17 protein-coding genes and 1 riboswitch are annotated in these 24,655 nt (G+C 44.7%); of the genes, 5 read left to right on the forward strand and 12 right to left on the reverse strand.

What is annotated here, in order from left to right:
* Positions 1–434 precede the first annotated feature (434 nt).
* A complete protein-coding gene (locus tag AC6RGY_RS07715; protein ID WP_499861490.1) occupies positions 435–950 on the forward strand; it encodes a GNAT family N-acetyltransferase in 516 nt (171 codons plus the stop codon).
* A 233-nt stretch (positions 951–1,183) separates the two neighbouring features.
* The gene (gene pruA, locus AC6RGY_RS07720; RefSeq protein ID WP_499861491.1) at positions 1,184–2,728 is read left to right on the forward strand and encodes an L-glutamate gamma-semialdehyde dehydrogenase; all 1,545 of its coding nucleotides are present in this window, start codon (positions 1,184–1,186) and stop codon (positions 2,726–2,728) included.
* Between the two features lie 98 nt (positions 2,729–2,826).
* On the opposite strand, the gene AC6RGY_RS07725 is transcribed toward pruA, so the two are convergent.
* From AC6RGY_RS07725 to AC6RGY_RS07765, 9 genes are all read right to left on the reverse strand, one after another.
* Positions 2,827–3,759 (reverse strand): NAD(P)-dependent alcohol dehydrogenase, encoded by a 933-nt coding sequence (locus AC6RGY_RS07725; protein ID WP_499861492.1) that lies wholly within the window; start codon positions 3,757–3,759, stop codon positions 2,827–2,829.
* A 285-nt stretch (positions 3,760–4,044) separates the two neighbouring features.
* Positions 4,045–4,359: an ArsR/SmtB family transcription factor gene (locus tag AC6RGY_RS07730; protein WP_499861493.1), complete on the reverse strand. Its 315-nt coding sequence runs from the start codon at positions 4,357–4,359 to the stop codon at positions 4,045–4,047.
* Between the two features lie 148 nt (positions 4,360–4,507).
* Positions 4,508–5,701, reverse strand: a complete 1,194-nt coding sequence (locus AC6RGY_RS07735; RefSeq protein ID WP_499861494.1) for a peptidase MA family metallohydrolase — start codon at positions 5,699–5,701, stop codon at positions 4,508–4,510.
* Positions 5,702–6,048: 347 nt separating this feature from the next.
* Positions 6,049–7,356, reverse strand: coding sequence for an NCS2 family permease (locus AC6RGY_RS07740; protein ID WP_499862439.1), 1,308 nt, complete (start codon positions 7,354–7,356; stop codon positions 6,049–6,051).
* 283 nt (positions 7,357–7,639) lie between these two features.
* A complete protein-coding gene (gene guaA, locus AC6RGY_RS07745) occupies positions 7,640–9,178 on the reverse strand; it encodes a glutamine-hydrolyzing GMP synthase (RefSeq protein ID WP_499862441.1) in 1,539 nt (512 codons plus the stop codon).
* Positions 9,179–9,289: 111 nt separating this feature from the next.
* Positions 9,290–9,391: riboswitch (purine riboswitch) on the reverse strand.
* Positions 9,392–9,515: 124 nt separating this feature from the next.
* Positions 9,516–11,735 (reverse strand): transglutaminase-like domain-containing protein, encoded by a 2,220-nt coding sequence (locus AC6RGY_RS07750; RefSeq protein WP_499861495.1) that lies wholly within the window; start codon positions 11,733–11,735, stop codon positions 9,516–9,518.
* 56 nt (positions 11,736–11,791) lie between these two features.
* Positions 11,792–14,050: a transglutaminase-like domain-containing protein gene (locus tag AC6RGY_RS07755; protein ID WP_499861496.1), complete on the reverse strand. Its 2,259-nt coding sequence runs from the start codon at positions 14,048–14,050 to the stop codon at positions 11,792–11,794.
* The gene (locus AC6RGY_RS07760; RefSeq protein WP_499861497.1) at positions 14,034–15,245 is read right to left on the reverse strand and encodes a DUF58 domain-containing protein; all 1,212 of its coding nucleotides are present in this window, start codon (positions 15,243–15,245) and stop codon (positions 14,034–14,036) included. The genes AC6RGY_RS07755 and AC6RGY_RS07760 overlap by 17 nt, the downstream gene beginning before the upstream one ends.
* A complete protein-coding gene (locus tag AC6RGY_RS07765) occupies positions 15,242–16,204 on the reverse strand; it encodes an AAA family ATPase (RefSeq protein ID WP_499862444.1) in 963 nt (320 codons plus the stop codon). Before AC6RGY_RS07765 ends, AC6RGY_RS07760 begins: the two co-directional genes overlap by 4 nt.
* Before the next feature lie 432 nt (positions 16,205–16,636).
* Between AC6RGY_RS07765 and AC6RGY_RS07770 the strand changes: the two genes are divergently transcribed.
* The gene (locus tag AC6RGY_RS07770; RefSeq protein ID WP_499861498.1) at positions 16,637–17,167 is read left to right on the forward strand and encodes a prolyl hydroxylase family protein; all 531 of its coding nucleotides are present in this window, start codon (positions 16,637–16,639) and stop codon (positions 17,165–17,167) included.
* Between the two features lie 236 nt (positions 17,168–17,403).
* Here the strand turns inward: AC6RGY_RS07770 and AC6RGY_RS07775 are convergent, their stop codons facing one another.
* The gene (locus AC6RGY_RS07775) at positions 17,404–19,383 is read right to left on the reverse strand and encodes an SBBP repeat-containing protein (protein WP_499861499.1); all 1,980 of its coding nucleotides are present in this window, start codon (positions 19,381–19,383) and stop codon (positions 17,404–17,406) included.
* 448 nt (positions 19,384–19,831) lie between these two features.
* On the opposite strand from AC6RGY_RS07775, the gene AC6RGY_RS07780 reads away from it, so the two are divergent.
* Entirely contained in the window at positions 19,832–20,665 is an 834-nt protein-coding gene (locus AC6RGY_RS07780; protein WP_499861500.1) for a prohibitin family protein, read from the forward strand.
* 400 nt (positions 20,666–21,065) lie between these two features.
* Positions 21,066–22,100, forward strand: coding sequence for a hypothetical protein (locus AC6RGY_RS07785; protein WP_499861501.1), 1,035 nt, complete (start codon positions 21,066–21,068; stop codon positions 22,098–22,100).
* Positions 22,101–22,311: 211 nt separating this feature from the next.
* Here the strand turns inward: AC6RGY_RS07785 and groL are convergent, their stop codons facing one another.
* Both groL and groES read right to left on the reverse strand, forming a co-directional pair.
* Complete coding sequence (groL, locus tag AC6RGY_RS07790; protein WP_499861502.1) at positions 22,312–23,961, reverse strand: chaperonin GroEL; 1,650 nt, start codon at positions 23,959–23,961, stop codon at positions 22,312–22,314.
* A 185-nt stretch (positions 23,962–24,146) separates the two neighbouring features.
* Positions 24,147–24,428, reverse strand: coding sequence for a co-chaperone GroES (groES, locus tag AC6RGY_RS07795; RefSeq protein WP_499861503.1), 282 nt, complete (start codon positions 24,426–24,428; stop codon positions 24,147–24,149).
* Between the last annotated feature and the right edge of the window lie 227 nt (positions 24,429–24,655).

Raw genomic sequence — 24,655 nt, forward strand, 5'->3', positions numbered from 1 at the left:
GCCGCCAGCGTTCGTCCTGAGCCAGGATCAAACTCTCCATAAAAGAATTTGATTGCTCAAATTTCATTGACTTGGGTCTATCTTTCGCTCTTCAGTTTTCAAGGAACAATTTCTCTTTATCCCGCCATCCGGCGGTTATGTGTGCCACTCTTTCGTGGCGACAAGATCTATAATACCATGCTGAGTTATTCTCGTCAACAGATTTTTTTTTATTTGTTGCTGTGTTGTTATGAACATCGTCATTTCCTCGCGACGATAAGAAATATATTACCATGAATAGAGTTTAGCGTCAACATTGAAGAATCATTCTCTAAAAATAGAAATCATAAAGGGATCACATACAACAGACACCCTTTCTCTTCCACTCTCGTTTTACAGAGGTATCAGCTTACTTCTTAAAATCCATTAACAAGTCAAGTTCCAAGGAGGGTATCATGGAAAGTGCTTATACCATACGAGAGGTCGATCACCTCTCACAGACAGACATTCACCTTCTATCTCAACTGTTGATCGATGTTGTCACTGATGGTGCCTCTATTGGTTTTTTAACCCCGCTCAACCTCGACCAAGCAACGAAATACTGGCGCATGCTACCAACGAATCAGACAGAACTATGGATCGCTACGGCTGGAGAAAATATCATTGGCAGTATTCAGCTAGAGAAGTGCGCAAAACCAAACGGTCTACATCGTGCCGAAATTGCAAAATTGATGGTTCACCCCAACGCACGGAGGAAAGGCATTGCACGCCAACTGATGGAGAAAGCTCATCAAAAAGCAAAAGCAATTGGACTTCACCTCCTTGTTCTGGATACCCGTGCAGGTGACCCTTCAAATGACTTGTACCAATCGATGGGTTACAAGGATGCTGGACGAATTCCAGATTACGCTCGCTCGAATAATGGCGAGCTCCACGACACTATTTTTTATTATAAAGTCCTTGACCCATAGACTTCTCACTACAGTAATGGAGGATGCAATCACAAATCGATCGCTTATACTTCGCCTACTGTTTCTGGTCCACCTGAAAACTTCATTTTCCTCAACACATTCGTATCTAAACCAACGGTAAGAGTAATAATCTCTTTTTCAAGAGACATAATACGCAGAGTCAGATATCCTTTCCATTCTCCCGGACTATGAGTTAAAATAGGGACGAAACGAGATAAAGGAGGAATGTTCCCATGATCCCATACAAACATGATCCATGGACAGACTTTACAGTCAGTGAAAATCGCGAAGCGTACCAAACGGCTCTTAAGAAGGTGGAAGCCGAGTTAGGTGGAGACTACGATCTCATTATTGGTGGAAAGCGCATTAAAACAGATGACAAGATAACTTCCATCAACCCTTCTAATAAAGAGCAAGTGATTGGAACCGTTTCCAAAGCCAAAAGAGATCATGCCGAACAGGCCATGCAAGAAGCCTGGGCCGCTTTTGAAGAATGGCGCAAATGGCCAGCTAAAGCGCGTGCCGAAATTCTCTTCCGTGCTTCTGCGATCGTAAAACGTCGTCGCCATGAATTCTCTGCATTGATGACCTTAGAAGCAGGAAAATCGTGGGTGGAAGCAGATGGAGATACCTCTGAAGCGATTGACTTCATGGAGTTCTATGGTCGCCAAATGATCGAACTCTCTCAAGGAAAGCCCTGTAACTCCACTGAGTTCCAACATAATGAATATAACTATCAGCCTATTGGTGTTGGTTTAGCCGTTCCTCCATGGAACTTCCCATTTGCCATCATGTGCGGTATTACCACCTCCGCCCTTGTTACAGGCAACGCAGTTCTGTTAAAACCATCCAGTAATACCCCCATCATTGCAGCTAAATTTGTAGAAGTACTTGAAGAAGCAGGGCTACCAGCAGGTGTACTTAACTTCATCCCCGGAAGTGGCTCAGAAATTGGAGATTACATCGTCGATCACCCTAAACTCAGCTTCGTCAGCTTTACCGGCTCTCGTGAAGTAGGATGCCGTATCTATGAACGTGCGTCCAAAGTACAAGAAGGACAGCAGTGGCTCAAGCGAGTTGTAGCAGAAATGGGTGGGAAAGACACCATCATCGTGGATAAAGATGCAGATCTTGAACTAGCGGCACAATCCATTGTGAAATCCGCCTATGGCTACTCCGGACAGAAGTGTTCAGCCTGTTCTCGTGCCATTGTTCATCAAGATGTGTATGACCAAGTATTGGAGCGTACGATCGAGCTCGCAAAAGAATTGCCTGTCGGCAACCCTACGGATGTCCATACATTTGTCGGTCCCGTTATTGATTCCGGTCAGTTCCGTTCCATCAGCGAATATATTGAGATCGGCAAACAAGAAGGAACGTTGCGTCTAGGTGGAGAAACAGATGATTCCAAAGGATACTTCATCCAACCCACGATTATTGCAGACCTGGATCCAAATTCCCGTATCATGCAAGAAGAAATCTTCGGTCCCGTTCTCGGCTTCTCCAAAGCAAAAGACTTTGAAGAGCTATTGGAAATTGCCAATAACACGGATTACGCGCTTACAGGTGCTATCATCTCTAACAACCGAGAACACTTAGAACGCGCACGTCGTGACTTCCAAGTTGGGAATCTCTATCTCAACCGCGGTTGTACCGGTTCAATCGTGGGTGAACAACCATTTGGTGGCTTTAAAATGTCCGGTACCGACGCCAAAGCCGGCGGGCCAGATTACCTACGAAACTTCCTCCATGCGAAAACCGTAACGGAAGCTTTCTAATGCCATCTGTTAAATACTGAACAACATAAAAGAGGCTGTCCCCAAGTGTCTTCAACGACAAGGGGCAGCCTCTTTTTATGCAATCTAAAGGAATGAACTTACGAATGAACCTGGATAATGATCTTCCCTCTTGTTCGCCCCGTTTTACTAAGATCAAACGCTTGCTTGATCTCCTCAAGGGGGAAAACTTGTTCAATCGGTGTTTTCACTAATCCTTGACTCATCAACTGACTGATTTCTTCTAGTTGCTTCAATCCCCGTGTAGGAACAAAAATAACGGTCGCTCTCTTCCTTCTTAAAGAAAAGAGGCCTTTAAATTTCCCCATAAAAAGGTGAAATGTCGTTACAGGAGTCACATACAATCCCTCTTTTTTAAGAAGAGGAAAATATTCTTTGTAGTCGATATTCGCTACTGTGTCTAATATCAAATCAAATGCGGCAAAGCGAGAACGATCAATCACACTCTCTTCTCGATAGTCGATAACCTGATCCGCCCCCAAGCTTTTAACGAGTTCAACATTGCGTGTACTACATACTCCCGTAACCTCTGCCCCTAAGGCTTTCGCCATCTGCACGGCATAGGTACCAATACCGCCCGATGCACCAATAACAAGAACCTTTTGTCCAGACTGTACTTTGCCGTAAGTGGTCAGACCATGCCACGCAGTAATCCCTGCAGTGGGAACGCCTGCCGCTTCTTGAAAGGAAACATGATCTGGTTTTTTTATTACGTTTTTCTCGTGAACCGTAAGATATTGACTTGCACACCCACCCCCCGGTCCCAACAGGGAAAAGACAGCATCTCCGGGTTGGAAACGGGTCACCTTATCTCCTACTTCTTCTACTACGCCACTTAAATCCGAACCTATACGATGAGGAAGGCCCCATTTGGACATGGTTTTCGCCATTTTCCAATCTGCTGGATTAACACTGGTCGCGTAAACTTTAATGAGCAACTGATGGGATTTCGGTTTTGGCTTACTTTTTTCACCCACAATAAGGGACTTTTTATCCATAAAGGCAGCTTTCATTTTGAAAACACTCCATTCCGTAAAATTCAGGATGAAAACAAACAGCGTGGGAAGCATCAGGTTCTCTCGGCGCGTGGGCGATGGGCAATAGTATTTCCTATCATTGCCTGAATCACGATTCAAAGTCTCCTAGTTGAAACGACTCGCCTATCTTTCAACTACTCTTGAGACGGGCTTTCATTCTTATCATCAGAAAGAAACTTCTATAGGGCGAACAAAACATTTCCCTATAAAGACGTTTATATGAATATATGTTTAAAACTATCTACTGATAGGATAAAAAAATTATTCGTCACACTCTGTTGAGTTTAATGCTTCCGCGATTAATTGCAAATTGGATGATACACGATCACGGGATAGCCAATAATAAACCTCTTGGCCTACTTTCTTGCTCTCCACTACATGTGCTTCTCTAAGGATTTTCAAATGATGAGAGATAGATGGTCTACTAATATCAAAATGACTCGCAATTTCCGTCACATTTGATTTTCCATAGTTACCCAAAATAAAGGTAATCTGTATGCGAATAGGGTCTCCTAATGCAGTGAAAAACTTCGTTACGCTCTCAAAATCAGTGATATCCAAATGGTATTTGTCCATAAGTTCCCTCTCAATAGGTAGATATATTTAAACTTAATAACGCAATAATATCACCTCCCTCTTCCATACGTCAAGATCATGAACTCGATTGCGATCGTAGCATAAAATGCCAACCACTAAAAAATCGCCTTCTGTTCTGGGCTAGGCACTAAAAATATTGAAACATGGGGGCATTGGGCTCTTGTTTATTTCCTACTTGTTGTAACCATTCTTCTCCTAATTGCGAAAGGGATACGCCCAATCCTTCCTCCAACGCTTCTTCCGTCCGCTCATTGGTTTCTGCCAGCTTGTTCGTAGCATCTTGGTCTACTAAGGGATACAACTTTAGATAGGCAAACACCTCTTGAAGTTTATTTTCACCGAAACGCTCCACTAGGTAGCGGTAAAAATCATAGCAATGAGCATAGTACGCTCGCGCTTCTGTTGATCCAAGCAATTCTAACTGTTGTCCTTTTAGTTCTTCCCAGGTGTACCGAGATTCTTCAAGCACCGGATATTCACTCTTCATTCCTGGAAGAAGATGAGCTTGATAATACTCTGCAGCTCCTTCTTGTAGCCAATATGCCGCGTTATCTGTGGTAAGATCACTTAAAACTTTATGTGTCACTTCATGGACGATACCTGCAGAGAAAGAGCGAGGGTCCCCTTTTCCCCCGATAAACTTTATTGATTGACCAAATTCATTCCAACCGGCGGCCCATTCTGGTATAGACAACTTGACTGATTGGTGAAAGAGAGCACTGTCATGATAAAGCTTTATCTCCGTTTTCTCTTTCTGTTCCCAACCAAACTTTTGCGTAAAAGCCTCCAACGCTTTATTTGAAGCATCCAGTGCCACCGCAGCTTGTTCCTTTAAATCTGGGTGACTGTAATGAACAACTACGGAGCCTTCGGCCATATGTTGGAAAGGAATATCCGATTCGCGCCAACCCTCTTCCGTATTCTTAAAGAGTAAGGGAACTTTGAGAGAGTAGGTCTCCCCTTTTATCTGATATTCCTGTTTAATCAGCGTATGTAGCTGAAGATCGTCACCAGGAATGATTGAAAGGAGTTCCAACTGATAGCTTCCTGGATCTACCGTTTGCACGGCGTCTTGAAACCACCGTTTTTGTTCCTGGAGATAGGTCGTATTCTCAGAATCGATAACCTGATTAAATCGCTTATAATCACACTCATTCACAGCACGCGCCTTCACTTTTAACAGCTTTTCAAGCTGAGAACGAACATGCGTCAATTCTTCGCCAGCCGCAAAGGCAGACGGTGAGCAGAGTGCTGTCTGAATAACCCATATTAACGTGAAAATGAGCAGAAAGTACCCTTTCAGCCGAGAAGATCGACTCATCATAATCCCCCCAATCTTTACCTATAGCATGTGACAGAACCGCTTTGTTCATACCTGTGCGCGATGTACAATCAGTTAGCTTTCTCATCAGAGGGAGAGCATCATGTTCTCTCGCGCCTGGTTGATGGACGGTGGCATCTCCTATCGCTGCCTGATCCACAGCTCAGAGTCTCTCAATGAGAAACTGCTCGACCATCTTCCTACAACTCTAGGGGGAGCTTTCATCCTTATTTTAACGGCATTTTTTCACTTGTGAAACTTGATTACACTAAGTTGAGACGTCCATAAAAAAAGACCTACACCCTGTGTAGGCCTTCCGACATTAGCGATGAGAAAAGATGTTCCCTCTATAAGCTTCCTCCAAATGCAAAACGAATAAGAAACAAGATGGCTAAGATATATAAGATTGGGTGAACCCGCTTGTATTGACCCACAAACACTTTGGCTAGTGGATAAAAGATAAAGCCAATAGCAATACCCGTAGCAATGCTGAAAGTTAACGGCATCATGACAACCGTTAGAAAAGCAGGAATTGCTTCTGAAAGGTCTTGCCATTCAATATCTTTTAGATTAGAAGCCATTAAAACCCCCACAATAATCAAAGCGGGCGAGGTAATGGCCGCCACCGAAGCAAACGTCTCCACCAAAGGGAAGATAAACAGAGCCAATAAGAACCAGCCGGCAGTAACCACAGCCGTCATTCCCGTGCGTCCGCCACTTGCTACACCTGCACTCGATTCGATATAAGAAGTAACAGTGGAGGTTCCCAAGGCTGCCCCCGACATGGTAGCTACCGAATCGGCTGTCAAGGCACGTCCGGCACGCGGAAGTTTATTCTCTTTTAACAGCCCTGCTTGCTTGGACACACCCACCATGGTACCCGCCGTATCAAACAGATCCACAAATAAGAAAGCGAAAATAATGGAGAATAAGCCAAGGTCAAGTGCGCCTAAGATATCCATTTGTAGCAGGGTGGGAGCGAGACTTGGTGGGAGAGAAAACACTCCACTAGGTAGAGGCACAATCCCCGTCATCATACCAAGCAATGCCGTTGCCAGCATTCCCACAAAGATAGCCCCTTTCACCCCACGAATCATCAATAAGACGGTCAAAATGAGACCAAAAACAGTTAATAAAACGCTGGGCTGTGTCAAGTCGGTATTCATCTGCACAAAAGTCGCTTCCGAGGAAACAATAATGGTTGCATTCTTCAACCCCACGAAAGCAATGAAAAGACCAATCCCGGCTGAGATCGCACTCTTGAGACCGGCAGGAATCACATTAATGATCAGCTCACGCAATCGCACAACCGTTAGTAATAAAAAGATGACTCCTGAAATAAATACTGCACCCAGAGCGACCTGCCAACTAACACCCATCCCTAACACAACGGTATAGGTAAAGTAGGCATTTAACCCCATGCCAGGAGCGAGTGCAATGGGGTAGTTGGCCAACAAACCCATTAATAAGGTCCCAATAGCTGCTGATAACGCTGTTGCCACGAATACAGCCCCGAAATCCATCCCTGCTTCTTTTCCCAATAAAAAGGGGTTAACCAGCAGGATATAAGCCATCGTAAAAAAGATGGTTGTCCCCGCTAAGGCTTCTGTGCGTAAATTTGTCTTATGCTCCGTAAATCCGAAATACTGTCCGATTTTCCCCACGATCTTCCCTTCCCTCTTTCATAGAATAAGTGAAATCCCACGGGATGCTTCAAACAGCATTTCTAGCAATTCACACGCCCCTCGTATATCTTCATTCTAGGGTTCTTTCGTCTCTACCCAATCCCTTTCATATGAAGCCTGCATATAACTTAAGCAACCCTCCGGTCAGTCAACCTATTTCACCGTCTCACGTTCGATTTCCCCTGAAAGTGAAGCTGGAGACAAAAAAGAGCGCATCCGCTTATCGATTATTGTCTCCTTCTCCATCCGGATATTATTCCCATTCAATAGTGGCTGGTGGCTTAGACGTCACATCATAAACGACTCGATTGGCGTCATCCACTTCATTGATGATACGGTTACTAATGCGTTCCAATACCTCATAGGGAATACGGGCCCAATCAGCTGTCATCCCATCGATGGAGGTGACTGCACGAATTCCGACCGTATAAGCATAGGTGCGCGCATCCCCCATGACCCCAACACTCTTAAAGTCGGGGAGCGCGGTGAAGTACTGCCAAATCTCCCGATCCAGACCTGCCAGGCGAATTTCTTCCCGTAAAATCGCATCGGAATCACGCACGATCTTTAATTTTTCTTCCGTTACTTCACCAATAACGCGAATGCCTAGACCAGGTCCTGGGAACGGTTGCCGCCACACAATCTCTTCTGGTAACCCCAATTCTTCTCCAACCGCTCGTACCTCATCTTTAAATAAGGTGTTTAACGGCTCCACCAAATCCATCTTCATATCTTCCGGCAGTCCACCTACATTGTGATGGGATTTAATGGTTTGTGCTGTCTCTGTACCCGATTCGATGATATCCGTATAAAGCGTGCCTTGGGCTAATAGCTCATGATCCGTTAACGTTTCTGCCTCTTCTTCAAAGATACGAATAAATTCATTCCCGATGATCTTTCTTTTTTGCTCAGGATCAGATATGCCGGCTAGCTTACGCAAGAAACGCTCTTTAGCCTCCACTTTGATCACGTTCATCTGGAAGTTGTCGCGGAAGGTGTTCATCACACTGTCTGCTTCACCCTTACGCAGGAGTCCATGATCGACAAAAACACAGGTTAATTGATCACCGATCGCCCGATGGATTAAGGCGGCCACCACGGAGGAGTCAACACCTCCGCTCAAGGCACACAGCACCTTCCGGTCACCAATCTCCTGCTTTAATTCATCGATAGTCTCTTGAACGAAATTTTGCATACTCCATTTTCCATCACACTGGCACACAGCAAATAAAAAGTGGCGTAACATCTCATTCCCATTCTGGGTATGACGAACTTCAGGATGAAATTGCACCGCATATTGATGCTTTTCAGGATGACTCATCGCTGCCACCGGTGCCGAACCCGTGCGTGCATCTACTTGAAATCCAGCCGGAGGAACCGTCACTACATCGCTGTGACTCATCCACACCACTTGCTTATCATCCATCCCTTGATACAAAGGTGCCTCAGAGACGAGTTCAATCTCTGCTTTCCCATACTCTCGGGAAGCCGCGCGGTCTACTTGCGCACCGTAATGAGCCGCCATCAGTTGCATTCCATAACAGATTCCCAAAATAGGAATGCCGAGATCGAAGATAGCTGGGTCGCAGGAGGGAGCATCCTCAGCATATACACTGCTCGGTCCACCAGAGAAAATAATCCCTTGTGGTGCGAGTTGACGAAGTTCTTCTGCAGTAATCTGATTGCTAATCAATTCACTATAAACACCTAACTCACGAACTCGACGTGCAATCAGTTGATTATACTGTCCACCAAAATCGAGTACGACAATACGTTCTTGGGGCTGGTCCATGGTTTTATCCCATCCATTCTCCTGTTTTGTACAATATAGAAAAGACCGGACACCCCAGACCGCTAGCGAGCGATACGGGAGTCCGGTCGTGTTCATCCATAGCAAAAAACACGATCCTACCCATACGCTCGTAGTCCGACCATTTACGGTAGTCGGGTAGAGACTTTCAGGCCATATTCCTGAAGATATACGAGCTTGCTATTTAAGCGTGGTTTTACTAGTAAGTTGCTAGTTCCCGCTTTTATCAACCCATATGCGTTATGATCACCTGTATCTCGCATATAGCAGATGATAAATGATCTTCTACCTGCATGATACCAAAGCGGTTGGACAGGGGTCAAGGTCGCAATTGTTGTAAGAGTTTTTGCCATACGAGTTGCGCCCGTTGCCACAACTCCTTCTCTTTCCCTTCTTGCTTCCCATAGTGTGCCTCTTCATAGAGAACCGTCATTTCTTTCATCTCCTTCGTAGGGGAAGCGTACCAATCTTCTTTGAGGAGGTACTCCCGAACCGTTTGGTCTTTTTCACGGGGCCCTTTGCGCCAGCGCCATAAGAAAAGAAGATGGTGAGTAAGGGAGAGGACACCTCTTCGCCCCTGTTGTCTCGATGAACCGAAACGCAGAAGCCACCACCAATAAGCGATACGCCAAAACTTCCATACTAGGAGAGTAGCCATACCCAGGCTGAAGACACTTACACCCACTATCAGTCCCCATCTTCCCCAGAAACCCGCATTGGTTTGGGTGGCAGAAGATGATTGGGACTCCTCTTCCATCCATTGTTCCATTTGATCCATTCTTTCTTGGCTGGCACTTGGAATGGAAGTATCTTCTCCCTCATTCCCCTCATCCGTCGCCTCGTCATCTAGAGAAATAGCTTGAATGGGTGTAGGATTAGTAAAATTAGGCGTTGGCTCAAAGGGAATCCAACCAATATCTGCGAAATAAACTTCTACCCAAGAATGGGCATCTCTATTTCGCACCGTAACTTTGTAACGCTCAACCTCTGAATGGTACTCCGAGTCCCCCGGAGCAAAGCCTTTTACCCAACGTGCGGGAATTCCGATCGACCGTAGCATAACCACCATGGAGGTGGAAAAGTGGTTGCAGTATCCTTGTTTGGTTTCAAACAAGAATTGATCGACAAAATCTTTCCCTTTGGAAGGGATAGAAACATCCTGCGTTTCATAGTCAAAGTTATTCTTCAGATAGGACTCAACCGCTTTCGCCTGATCATAAGGGTTTGTTTCCCCCTCAACCACCTCTAACGCCCTCTCGCGAATTCGATCAGGAAAAGCACCAGGGAGTTGTAAATAATAATAAACAATCTCGCCAGGGTAATCTGTCCCACTCTGTCTCAATTGCTTTCGATTGATCCAGGGAATCTCTGCTTGCAAGCGGTATTCGTCCACTTGGCTACCTTCTCCTTGCATGGTGACAGAATTAGAGGATACAACTAGCAAAGACTCGCCTCCGTTGTGCATATAGGAGGACAGTTGACCCGGGACGAAGACAATCGATTCAACAGGGACAAAGTTCTTTACCTCACTTTGATTGAACTCTGTCTTTACATCCTTAAAAAGTACACGCTCGACTGAGATTTCCTCGTTCTTATCGTTTCCTTCACCCTGCAGAGAATATCTATCGGCATCTACAACTCCCTCATTTAAGCGGTCCGCCCAACCTGCACCGGTGTACATCTCTTTGGCCTCACCACGCCAATAATAAGGACGATCAATCCAAGCCGTAAGGGCAATCGTCTCATTCGGAGCAAAGGGTGCGCCTAGTACCAAATCACTCTTGCTATAACCAATTTGACTAACCCCTTTGCCTCCCCTTTCTCCTTCACCAAAAGCGAGAAAAGCAACCGGGTCAGACCAGCTTGCCGTTGGCTTTGGCCCCCATAATCCAATAATCAGGAGGGCCGAGAGAAAGAGCAAGACGAAACGGGTCCAACCCTTTGCCTCCGGTTCATCTTCCAATTGCTCTTTTAAGTGAGACCAACGAAACCATGTAGCCAGTAAAACACCGATTATCACAAAGCGGATCACCACTCCTTTCCCCTCAAAAGAAGTGAAAGCATCTAGCACACCAAAATAGCAAAACGAAAGAATAAGAACAAGAAACAAATGCTTTCTCTCCACAAGGGTACGCAAAATACGAACAGACAGAAACGAAAGCAAGAGGAGAAGAGCCAAAGTTTGCATAGATCCAGGTAGCGCTGTGCTCCATCCTCCTTGCAGAAGAGCTTTTCCATACCTCCAAAACTCACTAAACATCTGGCTTAACCACGAGATGTCTAATAAAGCGATTCCTTTTGTAGCAAAGTGAATACGATGCACGATGAAAAGCATGACGCATCCGGTCAACAAGGGAACCCACCATCGTTTAGGTGTAAAAAGTTCAATAAGCAAAAAGAGACAAACAGCTAAGAGAAGCCAACCTAAGCTCCCCAGACTACCTATGTTTTGTAATGGTAGAAGCCACTCCAACCACATGAAAGGTAGGAGCAGGAGTACAACTAGTAAGTGACCCGTAAGTGGATAATGCTTATCCAACCTTCCCCACTCCCCTATCATTCAAATTTCATCCTCTGATTCCTACGAAGAAAAGATCATGGTCGCAGCTGTTTCAATAGTTTTCTCCACAACCGATGCAACTTCTCATGTAAATGCCCTTCTCTATCTTCTTTTCGTCCATAATGTGCCTCTTCATAGACGATGGCCATTTCCTTCAACTCGGTAGAAGAAACCGCGCTGACACCATTCTCTCGTAGCAAATACTCACGCACCGTCTCACCTTGCTGACGAGGACCATGGTGCCATCTCCATAAGGTAAGCAGATGATGAGTAAGGGAGATAATGCCCTCTCTTCCCCTTTCTCTTGCCGGTCCTCTACCCAGTAGCCACAGCCAATATAAGGTGCGTCGAAACTTCCATACACCCCCTCCAATAAAGAGGAGCGCGATTGCCCCAACACCTAACAGCTGATACCATCCCTGTCTCGCTACCTCGCTAGATGAATCTGAAGATGAAGCTTTTTCTTCATCCAATTCTTTCTCAAGTGGTGAATTCTCACGGCTCTCAGTCACTGCCTCGCTACCCGCATCCTCATCACGCTCTGCGATTGATTCCTCTTCCTCCCCTTCCCCCATGATCGGAGTAGGGTTGGTAAAGCCCGGGGTGGGCTCAAAGGGAAGCCAGCCAATATCTTTAAAATATACTTCCACCCAGGAGTGCGCATCACTATGGCGAACAGTCACCTCATATTGGTCTTCTTCTGCCTCGACCGCTTCGCCAGGGGCATATCCTTTCACCCATCGGGCCTCAATCCCCACCGCCCGCAACATGACCACCATCGAGGTAGAGAAGTGATTGCAGTAGCCCCGTTTCGTCTCGAAGAGGAACTGGTCGACAAAATCTTGTCCATTCCCTCTTTCCGGTACATCATCTGTCTCATAAGTGAACGGTCCATTCTTTAAGTATCGTTCGATTGCTTTTACACGGTCATATTGATTATCTTCCTCAGCGATGACTTCCTCTGCTTTTTCGAATACGCGATCTGGGAGATCATGAGGAAGGTTACCAAACATCTGTATCTCTTCTTTCGTAAATGTCGTCTCTGTCTCTACACTTCTTAACTGCTCCAGATCGAGTACAGGAATCTCTGTTTTAACATGATAAGGTCCTTCTTTCTCACTGGATAGCCATACTCCCACGGTGTTCATCTCAATGGAATCACTCGGTTGATTTTCATAAATAAATTCTCTAAGTTGTCCCGGTGTAAATATAACCGGACCATCCGACACTTGCACATCCACCTGCGCCTCGTTGGGTAACGTCTTCACATTATGAAACAGCAACGCCTCATCCGATTCCAGCAAGCCGGTATAACGGGATGCTCCATCAGGTGTAACTACATCACCTTTCTCTAAATTGCCTAATGGATGGGTATCAACATTATCCCAGGCTTTCATCCACCTCTTCCCATCATAAAAATACCGCGACTCCCCGCGCCAATAGTACTTCTCATCCACGGTAGCGGTAAACACGATCGCATTGTCTTGCTTCAGCGATCCACCCAGGAAGGCATTATCCGAGCCATAGCCAATCTTACTATTTCTCTTCTCTATTCCATTTCCTGTACCTTCTTCATCTCCTGTACCCAGATCAAGCAAAGTGACTGGGTCTGGCCAACTGGCTACCGGCTTGGGAGCCGACATTCCCACAGCCAGCACAGCGATCAAGAACAAAGCGGCAAAGCGGTACCACCTTTTAGGCTGGGGGGCTTTCTCTAGTCGCTCTTTGAGTTGCGACCAACGAAGCCAAGCTGCGCATACCATTCCCCCCACAACAAAGCCTATAACCGTAGCCGTCGCCTCGTAAGAAGTAAAGGCATCCAGTACGCCAAAGTAGAGGAGCGAAAGGAAAATAAGCGGGAACAATCGTGCCTTCTCTATTAGCGCACGCAACGTACGTACAGTTAAGAAATAGAGAAACAAGAGTAGGGCAAACGTCTGGAGCGGGTGGGAAGCCATCGTAGTCCACTCGCCTGTAAAAAGTGCTTCTCCATACACGAGTAAGTCACTTCCTACTTCTTTTAACCACACAGGATCGCTGAGTATGATCTCTTGGGGTGCATAGTAGATTTGGTGTATAAGAACCAGCGAAACAAAACTTGCGAGCAGACCCGTTAACCAACGCCTCTCGACAAACAGTTCGATCAACAAAAAGAGGCCTCCACCTAAGAGAAGCCAGCCGATATTCCCAAGGCCGGTAGCTTCCTTTAAGGGTTTTAGCCACTCCCACCACAGCAGAGGAAGGAGCAGCAGTACAACCACTAAGCGCCAATTCCACTTATAGAGACGAGCCAACTTTCGTCCCCCCTTTGACGAAATGTTCCCATTGCGTATCACCAATATCCCAGACAGTCACGCCAAAGGACTGCAAGCGAGCCACCTGTACTTTCCTTTTTTCATCCTTGTCGCGAGAGAGATCAATGAGAAACAACTCCACCCGAATAGCACGCAGTGACAGCTCCACCAGACGGTTCATCAGTTCCGTATCCAATTCCGATGTGATTAAGGCAATCGTCGCTCCATGGGGAATCATCCCTCGATACTGAAGCAATAATTCACTGATGGGTTGCTCGCTACCTGCCTCCACCAACGCCAAATGTCTCAACACTTGCACGAAATGCTTCTCACTGTTTCCCATGGGAATGTACGAAGGAGTCTTCCCATTGGTTAACAACCCTGCACGCTCGTGCTGACGCGTGGTATAAGAAATGAGTGAAGCGACCAAACGAACCCCACATTCAAACGATTCAGGATCGAGCGATTTCCCTCCATCAAGCACAAAGAAGAATTCACGCATCACGTGATGTTCAAACTCTTTTACCTTTAATCCTTGTCCTCGTGCACTCGCCTTCCAGTGAATTCGATTCATGCGATCGCCATTCGCATACTCACGCACACCTGACACGGAGGAAACATCTTCACTATACTGATTCGAAAGAGCCATCCTCCCCATATAACTCTCCACCATCGTATCCCATTCGCGAATCGGGGAGATTTTTGGAAAAACCATCACTTCATCTTCTACAGGAAGAACCCATTTCTGTTTGATCAGACCAAAAACATCTCCACTCTCTACTTCCACAGCATCAAAATGATAAACACCCCGTTGAGTAAGTCGGAGAGTGTACGTGGCTTTCCCTTCTCTTTTCCATCCGGGAAAGAGAAGCAAACGATTTTTGGAACCATAAGCATGCTCCGCCATATCTCCTTTATCCACAAGATATAGCCAAGTAACCGGTATCCAAGCAATAAAGCGATAGCGAAGCTGAACCTGTAGCGAATCGCCTGCCGTCAAGTAATGGGCCGCTAAGGAACGGTTCACTTCGATCTCCCGGACCGAGAAAAAAGCGATCGCCCCTTCATAGACCACTAGAAGTAACACCGCATAGAAGAGAAACCACGGAACAAATCCCCCTTGAAAACGCCCATATGCATAGGTAACACCCAATAGCAACACAAGTAAAAGCAGAGAAACCTTTGCTTTCCTCATAACTGCTTAACCTGCTTTCGTCCCATGACAGGAACAGGCACGGATTGTAACACCTCATGAAGCAAACGATCTACCCCAATTCCGCTTAATCTCGCTTCCGACTTTAATATGATGCGATGGACCAACGTAACGGGTACCAATCTCTTGATATCATCTGGCAGGACATAGGACCTTCCCTGAATCCATGCATAAGCTTGTGCCACCCGATACAGAGCAATCGATCCACGCGGGCTAGCACCTAGATAGACATGCTTGTGGGTTCGTGTTGCCAAAACCAGTTCAACCAAATACTCCTTGAGTGAAGGGTCCATATGTACTCCTCTTACTTCCTTCTGCATTTCTCGCAATTCTGTTGGCGTAATCACAGGCTGGAGGGTTTCGATGGGGTGCTGCTCTCTCACTCGGTCCAACATCTCCAATTCATCGCTCACCTGTGGATAACCCAATTGAAGCTTGAGTAAAAACCGATCCAACTGCGCTTCAGGAAGGGGAAACGTTCCTTCGTATTCAATCGGGTTTTGTGTCGCCATCACAAAGAAAGGAGGTTCCAGAGAGTACGTATTCCCATCCACTGTGACACTCCCTTCCTCCAATGCTTCCAAAAGCGATGCCTGTGTTTTGGGAGAAGTTCGATTGATTTCGTCTGCCAACACAACATTGGCCATAATGGGGCCTGCTCTAAATTCAAACTCCATTGTCTTCTGATTATAGATGGATACCCCTGTCACATCAGACGGGAGAAGATCCGGTGTAAACTGTATACGTTTAAAACTGCCACCGATCGACTTCGCTAACGCACGTACTAACATGGTCTTTCCCACACCTGGAACATCTTCTAAGAGAACATGTCCATTTGCTAAAAGCCCTACCACTGCCAGCTCTATGGTTTCCCGTTTTCCTACCAAGATGTTTTCAATATTATCAACCAAACTGGCTACATGCTGTTGTCCTTGAGTCATTTGAGTCATCACAACCTCCAAAAAACACTATTTTCCTTCCATTTTGTCTATTATACTGTTTTCACACAACAAAGAGCGAACCTTACCTTTCCATAAAAAGTAGCACAAGCCACGCTCTTGATGCATAAACTCATTAAGAATCCATCTCTTTTCGCATAACATCAGTACCTACCATCTTATTGTAACGGAAAGGAGGCGTGCAGGAGAAGCGTTTTCTAGGAAAGTCTTCATTTGAGGAAGCGATGTATTGTTGGATGAACATCATCCTTCTGGTAATAGAAGGGTGAAAACCCTTCCTCTTTTCTTATGCAAAACGCACGTTCTTCTCCCTATGGATGCTCATGTTTCGTACGAAGGTCCATAGAGCACGGCATACAAAAAGTGAACCACACCCTTCTCAATTCAGATCCGTTAGTCACGTGTTACGAAGAAGTGATCCCTTCAGACCAGTGTCAAGAATTAATCACTCTAGCTAAAGAATCGCTCACTCCCGTGGAAGCTTTTGGTCATGGAAAAGAGCGAACATCGGAGATCGCATGGAAAAGACATGATGCCGCTCCCATTGTAAAAACCATCTGTCAGAAGATAGCTTCCACTGTGTCACACCCTCTTCGCTATTGTGAACCTTTGCAGATTGCCTACTATCCGGTGGGAGGCAAGTTTAACGCACATTACGATGTTTATCGCACAAAAACAGAGTATGGGAAAAAACGCGTACAAAACAGAGGACAACGGTTATACACCGCTCTCCTCTACTTAAATGAAGTCTCTGCTGGTGGAGAAACCACCTTTCCTCAACTCGACTTATCGATCCACCCACAGACTGGCAAGCTATTGTTCTTCCAAAACTGTAAGCAGGGAACAAATGAAAAACACCCTCTCTCCTTGCATCAAGGTTGTCCTGTCGAGGAAGGCGAGAAGTGGATTTGTACGTTGTGGTTTCGTGAGCGTCCTTTATACTAAACGGAAGATAAAAACCCAAGCCATTGCAAGGACTTCCTGGCAGCTTGCCCCGTCGCTTCATCCTTCTTATAAGAAGCCGTTTCTTCTTGCAAATAACAAGAAGAAACGGCTTCTAGGAAGAATAGGCAGAGCCTTAACTTCTACAATCAAACATTTAAACGTTTCGCCAAATGGAGCTCTCTTGACCATTTTCATCCCAAAAAAGACACATTCGTGCGTTCATCTACGTAGAATGTTCACCTTTGCTTTTTACTATCTCCTTTAGAAGGGGATAATCCTACCTTTGCAACAAAAGCATCCGCTAATCCATCTCCAAAGAGCGATTGAAAGGCATCCTTGGTCGTCGGAAAATCAGGAGAAAGTGTTTGACCTGTGATATAAGGATTCTCTTCCTGATCCAGCGTAATCGCTTGCCCACTATCCAGACTACTTCCACCAAGATAAGAGGAGAAAGAAAGTCCGCGACCAGAATAGCTTAATTGTGCAATAAAGGCATCACTAAAAAGAGAAGAGGGACTAGTAAGTCTCGCTTGAAAAGCATCCGGTGAAACGGGAAAGTTGGTAGAGTTTGTGGGGCCGGTCACCCAAGCAGATCCTAGGGAATCGACGGCAATTCCTAACCCTTGTTCTCTTCTCTTCCCTCCTAGATAGGTTAGATAGACGAGATTGCTCCCATCTTTCGTAAATTTGACAACAAAAGCATCACTGGCTCCTCCAAATAATGTTTGAAAGGCATTGGTTGTGGTTGGTAGATCGGGTGAAGTGGTTAAACCAATAACATAAGCATGACTTTGACTATCTACAGCAATCGCTGTTCCTCTATCCTCTAGAAATCCTCCTAAATACGTAGAATAGATCAAAGCCGATCCATTTTCATTCAGTTTCGTGATAAAAGCATCATTGCTGTCAATTCCATTTTTGAATGTTTGAAATGCGCCAGACGTCGTTGGAAAATTTGTCGAATTGGTTTGCCCTGTCACATAAGCTTGAAATTCCTTATCTATCGCAATGCCACGACCCAAATTTCGCTCTCTTCCTCCTAGGAAAGTAGAATAAACAAGAGCGTTTCCCACAGCATTCAGCTTGGTTACAAAGGCACTAAAGGGGGTTCCTTTAAATATAGTCTGAAAGGCTCCTGATGTTATAGGAAAATTCGTCGAATCGGTAGAGCCCACAATGTAAGCATTTTGATTAATATCGACGGCAATACCGTTCCCGACGGTTCTTTGTCCTCCTCTTCCTCCTAAATAGGTGGAATAAAGAAGAGCCGAGCCGTCTTGACTTAGCTTACTGATAAAGGCATCGGATGCTCCAGCCAAAATGGTTTGGAATGAATCCATCACTACTGGAAAGTTAGTAGACGCGGTATATCCCGTCACATAAACCCGATCAGCTAGGTCCAGTGCGATGGCATTTCCTCTATCTTCTCGACTTCCACCCAGGAAAGTAGAGTAGACAAGAGCAGACCCTGACGGATTAAACTTTGTGACAAACGCATCCATCCCACCGGCAATTCTACTTTGAAAGGAGCCTGTTGTAACAGGGAAATTAGCAGAGATGGTTCCCCCGGTCACATAGGCACTCCCTGTAGAATCCGCCACAATCCCTCTTCCTTGGTCAATATCGGAGCCACCTAAATAGGTGGCATAAAAGACGACAGGATCAATGAGTAATGTTTGTGACCGATTGTACTCACCCTTTACCTTGATTCCAAAAGAGTGAGCGGAGCGTAGAAAAAAATGCGTGTTGATGGTTACTCTTTTATTTTGTAACCACTGGTATCCAATCGGCTTGCTCTCGCGAAGGGTGCTCCTTCTTGTATGGATGCATAGCTCCCCTTCAGAAGTCAGAGATAAACCCTCTCCCCCTTCATAAAAAAAGTGGATTTGTTCCATCGAAGCGCCTCGGTGAACCACAACGTCGTATTCCAGCTGTTCCTCATCCCCGTAGAATATCAAATCGATACCTGACCAAACATTCTTATAATATATCTTTTCGTTGTTTTTGGATGTATGTACTTGGAGCTCTGGATTCGCATCGATAAACTGAAAGGATAGCTTTTCTTCGCTTCCATCGGTGTCAAAGATATACTCAACATAGTCCTGATGAAATCGGAATTGGGTTCCCCTACCTTCAGCTTTCAATACACCTTCTTCTTCATTTTTTCCTTTTACACAGTTAAAGACCAGTCGCTTTTTTTCAGTAATCATCGCCATGCCTACACTCCCTATGACAATCATTCATCAATAATAGGAAGTATATGCCTCTTCGGATGAAGAATATGCTCTTCTACTAGCATCCATGCAATGTCAGGCCGACCATCCAATGCTTTTTTACACAAGAAATCGCCTGCATCATCGAAGAATACAGGCGTTTTTTGTATGTAGCCAGAGGTCTTTCACATTTACTTTAAAAAGAAAAATTATAAGTAATTAATGATAACCAAATATGAGGAGATGATGTATAATGTTTAGTAAAACGATGAGAAAAAGTCAGTTAATATTTTAAACTTTAATCTGGATAATAAGTTGAATTTTAGTAAAGGAGGTGATAAGTAAGAAGATGAGTTGGATTATTTTTATAACCGTGACTGTCGCCTTAGTTTCTTGGATCATTGCAGAAGAGATTGTCGATAAGGATAAGAAGAATAAAGGGGATAAATAATTGGGATTAAAAACACTTAAAAAAATTGGAATTGCTATAGCCGTGTTTATTGCTGGGATTATTGCATGGGTGTCTTTCACAGAAACAATCAACCAAGGTCATGCAGGAGTTGTTTATTCTCGTTCTGAAGGTGTGAAGGATAAGACACTAAGTCAAGGTTTACACTTCGTGAATCCGATTGAACGTATCACCGAGTATCCTGTCTCTACTGAAACCATTGATTATGGGGAACTACCACTAGCTACTCGTGATGGGAAGCCATTAACAGTGGATATCACAGTTGAATACTTTAACGACGTGGAGAAGTTGCCTTACATATATGATAAGTTCAAAGGTCAAAGTCCCGAAGCAATTGAAGAAACGTGGTTGAAAGCTCGAATCAAAGACACTGCGCTTGAAGTGACATCAAAGTATACGATCCTAGAAGTTTTTCAAAACCGAGAAAAGATCAAAGCAGAGATCCTTGAAGAGTTTACAAAAGACGTGAAAGACCATGGTTTCTTGATCGAAAACGTTGTATTTGGAACGCCAACACCTGATAAAGAAACGCAAAAAGCGATTCAAGAAGTGGTTAATCGTCAGCAAGAATTGGAAGCCTTGAAAATTGAGAAAGAAAAAGCGCAAGAGATTGCTGAAAAGCAATTGATTGAAGCTCAAGGTATTGCTGATGCTGAAATTGAAAAAGCAAAAGGGGAAGCTAAGGCTAATGAATTGATTGCGAAATCAATTACATCTGAGATCCTTAAGAAATTAGAGATGGAAGCACGACAGAAGCACGGATGGGTTGAGATTCAAGGCGCAGATGGTGTGTTGATTGAAGAAGATAATAATTAATAGATAGGGTATCTGAGGAAGTCTGGGAACGAATAAAAACGAAGTTCCCAGACTCCGACTTTAAAAATGTAAAACCGGATATGTTAGAATTGTTTGATTATATTGCTGAGAAGTATGAGGATGTAAAAACAGATAAGTCTCGAAGGAGTCGAACGACCTTACGGGAGAGATACAGGGTACAGGTCTTTCCGCCTTTTCCCTCTCGGACTACGATATCTATCGCCCAAAAACAGAGTATGGAAAAAAGCGTATACAAAACAGGAATAAGCCCTCTCTCGTGATGTAGAAATTATATGAAAAATAGTAAACAATCTAAATAAAGGCGTATTACTAACTCTATAGATTGTGTTATAGTTGATTTGCACTAAACAAAACATCGTAGAGGAGAGTATCAAGCATCATGAAGAAAAGCACCATATCTAAAAGTTTGGCTATACTTGTCGCAATCTTCACCTTAGTCTCTTTCTCTTTTTCAAATCTAGCATTTGCTGCTAAGACACCGACACTAACCAGCCTTACAAACACATCCGGTTCTGCTATTACCGAAGGGGAATTACCAAATATCGCTGTGTCTGAGGATGGACGAGTCGTTGTTGTGGGTCAAGAAGATGGTCATATTTTCTATTATCTGGGAGAAATCACAACAAAAGGAGACAGTATTTTTTGGAGGACAAAAAAGCAATTCTTTTCCGAGGGACAAAATCCAAGTGTTGCTCTAACAGATGATGGATATGCGGTTGTGACATACAGCCGTTCTGGGACGTTGTATGTGGATACTGCATGGATGGATAGAACGGGCCTCGTTTGGAAGAACAATAAGTATATTTATGATAATCAAGGAGAAAATCCATCTGTTGCTTTTACCGCAAATAGAAAGAAAAATGAACTGCTTTTCGTTTATGAAAAAGGTGATTCCTTACGCTATGTGAGCGCTGATTACGAGTGGGGATTCATCTCAGACTATAAACATAGGTCACCGTTTACCGGCCATGATTATCAGATAGATGATGAAGACAATCCTGATGTAGCATTTGTAAACAATTTCCCAATTGTTACAACCGACCAAGCTTATTTTGGAGGAATGAATTATCTACACGAGCCAATGCATGAACTACCCGGTAGTGGGTTTCATGATGGGTTTAAACCTCCTCGTGGAATACCATCCCCTAAATCGAGCATAGCCGGCAATGCGGATGGACTGATAGTTGAATTTTTCCAGAATAAGTACAATAACAGTATGCTTGATTACAGGATTGGTCAAAAAGTTCGGTCAGAGTCCGATAACTTAGACACTTTGCAATGGTTAAATACTGGAGACAACTCCCTAAGAGAATATGGTACAAACTCAGACATCGCTATGTATGGTAACTACGTAGTTCAAGTACACGAATTTGGCGGATATATTCGCTATAACATATACGAAATAAATATGTAATGTGGGTCTAGGTTGAAGCTAACCATTTACTATTTCCCTATTAGGAGGTTGTCATAGACAAGTTCCTCTCTTTATGCCAAAACCTAAAAAGAAAGAGGCTTCCCAAAAGTTCGCTGAACTTATGAGAAACCTCTGATTTTGACCTACTGTGGGTCAAGGACGTTAACCCACAATCAAATCTATTTCCATCAAGCTTCTTTGGTGGCACAAATTACATCATGCCGCCCATTCCACCCATACCGCCCATGCCGCCCATGGCATCCATACCTGGAGCACCGGCTGCATCTTCATCTTCCGGCTCATCTGCAACAACCGCTTCCGTGGTGAGGAACATCGCGGCAACAGAGGCTGCATTTTGCAATGCAGAACGGGTTACCTTCGCCGGATCAACGATACCGGATTTCACCATGTCTACCCACTCGTCGGTCAATGCGTTGTAGCCAAAGCCTACTTCTTCTTTCTTCAGACGCTCAACGATAACAGAGCCTTCTTGGCCTGCGTTAAACGCGATTTGTCGGATTGGTTCTTCCAGTGCACGCTTCACAATGCTCACGCCTGTGGAAGCATCACCTGAGGTTTCCACACTTTCTACCGCACGAATCACGTTAACCAGTGCCGTACCGCCACCGGATACGATACCTTCTTCTACAGCCGCACGGGTGGAGTTGAGAGCATCTTCAATGCGTAGTTTTTTCTCTTTCAATTCGGTTTCGGAAGCAGCACCTACTTTGATGACTGCTACACCGCCAGCCAATTTAGCCAAACGCTCTTGTAGCTTCTCTTTATCAAACTCGGAAGTGGTGTCTTCCAATTGCTTACGGATTTGACCTACACGAGCGTTGATCTCTCCGCGATCTCCAAAGCCATCTACCATAATGGTATCTTCTTTGGTTACACGAATTTGACGAGCGCGACCGAGAACATTCATATCAGCCGTTTTCAGGTCCATGCCCACTTCTTCGGTCACTACTTGACCACCGGTGAGGGTAGCAATATCTTGTAGCATCGATTTACGACGGTCACCAAAGCCAGGAGCTTTGACAGCTACGGCGTTAAAGGTTCCACGCAATTTGTTTACGACTAAGGTAGCCAAAGCTTCCCCTTCAAGGTCTTCTGCAACAATCAAGAGTGGCTTTCCTTGTTGAACCACTTTTTCGAGGAGTGGTAGAATTTCTTGTACATTGCTGATCTTCTTGTCGGTGATAAGGATGTAAGGTTCATCCAACACGGCTTCCATCTTATCCGAGTCCGTTACCATGTAAGGAGAGATGTAACCACGGTCAAATTGCATTCCTTCCACTACTTCCAACTCAGTGGTAAATCCTTTGGATTCTTCAACAGTGATCACACCGTCGTTACCCACTTTTTCCATAGCTTCTGCGATGAGTTGACCTACTTCTTCATCGTTAGCAGAGATCGAAGCCACTTGCGTAATCGACTCTTTGCCTTCGATTGGTACCGAAATCTTCTTGATTTCTTCTACTGCAGCGATTACTGCTTTTTCAATCCCTTTGCGCACGATCATCGGATTGGCACCTGCAGCCACGTTTTTCAGCCCTTCACGGATCATCGCTTGAGCCAGAACTGTCGCGGTGGTGGTTCCGTCACCTGCTACATCGTTGGTTTTGGTCGCAACTTCTTTAACCAATTGTGCACCCATGTTTTCAAAGTGATCATCCAGCTCGATCTCTTTGGCGATGGTCACACCGTCATTGGTAATGAGTGGAGAGCCAAATTTCTTTTCGAGAACAACATTGCGCCCTTTCGGTCCAAGTGTTACTTTTACTGCATTTGCGAGCGAATCTACCCCGCTTAGCATGGAACGACGAGCTGTTTCACCAAACTTGATTTCTTTTGCCATCGTTTATGTCCCCCTCCTAGTAGTAGGATTGGATAGTATTCCTCTTCCTACTTGAAAGTGCATCACAAGCGAAGCCCTGACAGCCTCTGTCAGAGTACCTCCCCTTTATCTCAAGGGTGAGGTACCTACAGTACAGAAGAAGTAGGAACCTCTCTTCTTAATCGATAATCGAAACAGTCAAGTAACTATTCCACAATCGCCAATACATCACTCTCACGCAAAACTAAGTATTCGCTTTCACCGACTTTAACTTCAGTGCCGGCATATTTGGAAAAGATGACACGGTCGCCTTCTTTAACTTCTAACTCGATTTTATTACCGTTTTCATAACGGCCACTACCTACCGCAATCACTTTACCTTCTTGCGGTTTTTCTTTCGCTGCTTCTGGTAGGACTATCCCACTTGCAGTCGTTTCCTCTTGTTCGATCGCTTCCAATACGATCCGATCACCCAATGGTTTGATCACTAGAAAACCCTCCTTCATATCAAGCGGAATTCATTATTTTTTTGTTAGCACTCATTAAGCTCGAGTGCTAACACCCATTATTATGATATTCTTCTTGCGGTCATTTTGCAAGACCTTTACCAAAAAAATTTGTGCGCATGATTCAATACATAGAAGGTAGGTCTCCTGTGATTGTCTATTCCAAAACAGCGAAAGTTCTAACCAGAGAGAGTCTGTTTTCCACGTTG

The organism is Mechercharimyces mesophilus (genome assembly GCF_059818345.1).

Coding starts and splice junctions, on each gene's coding strand:
- AC6RGY_RS07715 (WP_499861490.1), top strand. CDS start 435: ATGGAAAGTGCTTATACCATACGAGAGGTCGATCACCTCTCACAGACA.
- pruA (WP_499861491.1), top strand. CDS start 1,184: ATGATCCCATACAAACATGATCCATGGACAGACTTTACAGTCAGTGAA.
- AC6RGY_RS07725 (WP_499861492.1), bottom strand. CDS start 3,759: ATGAAAGCTGCCTTTATGGATAAAAAGTCCCTTATTGTGGGTGAAAAA.
- AC6RGY_RS07730 (WP_499861493.1), bottom strand. CDS start 4,359: ATGGACAAATACCATTTGGATATCACTGATTTTGAGAGCGTAACGAAG.
- AC6RGY_RS07735 (WP_499861494.1), bottom strand. CDS start 5,701: ATGAGTCGATCTTCTCGGCTGAAAGGGTACTTTCTGCTCATTTTCACG.
- guaA (WP_499862441.1), bottom strand. CDS start 9,178: ATGGACCAGCCCCAAGAACGTATTGTCGTACTCGATTTTGGTGGACAG.
- AC6RGY_RS07760 (WP_499861497.1), bottom strand. CDS start 15,245: ATGAGGAAAGCAAAGGTTTCTCTGCTTTTACTTGTGTTGCTATTGGGT.
- AC6RGY_RS07765 (WP_499862444.1), bottom strand. CDS start 16,204: ATGACTCAAGGACAACAGCATGTAGCCAGTTTGGTTGATAATATTGAA.
- AC6RGY_RS07775 (WP_499861499.1), bottom strand. CDS start 19,383: ATGGCGATGATTACTGAAAAAAAGCGACTGGTCTTTAACTGTGTAAAA.
- AC6RGY_RS07785 (WP_499861501.1), top strand. CDS start 21,066: ATGAAGAAAAGCACCATATCTAAAAGTTTGGCTATACTTGTCGCAATC.
- groL (WP_499861502.1), bottom strand. CDS start 23,961: ATGGCAAAAGAAATCAAGTTTGGTGAAACAGCTCGTCGTTCCATGCTA.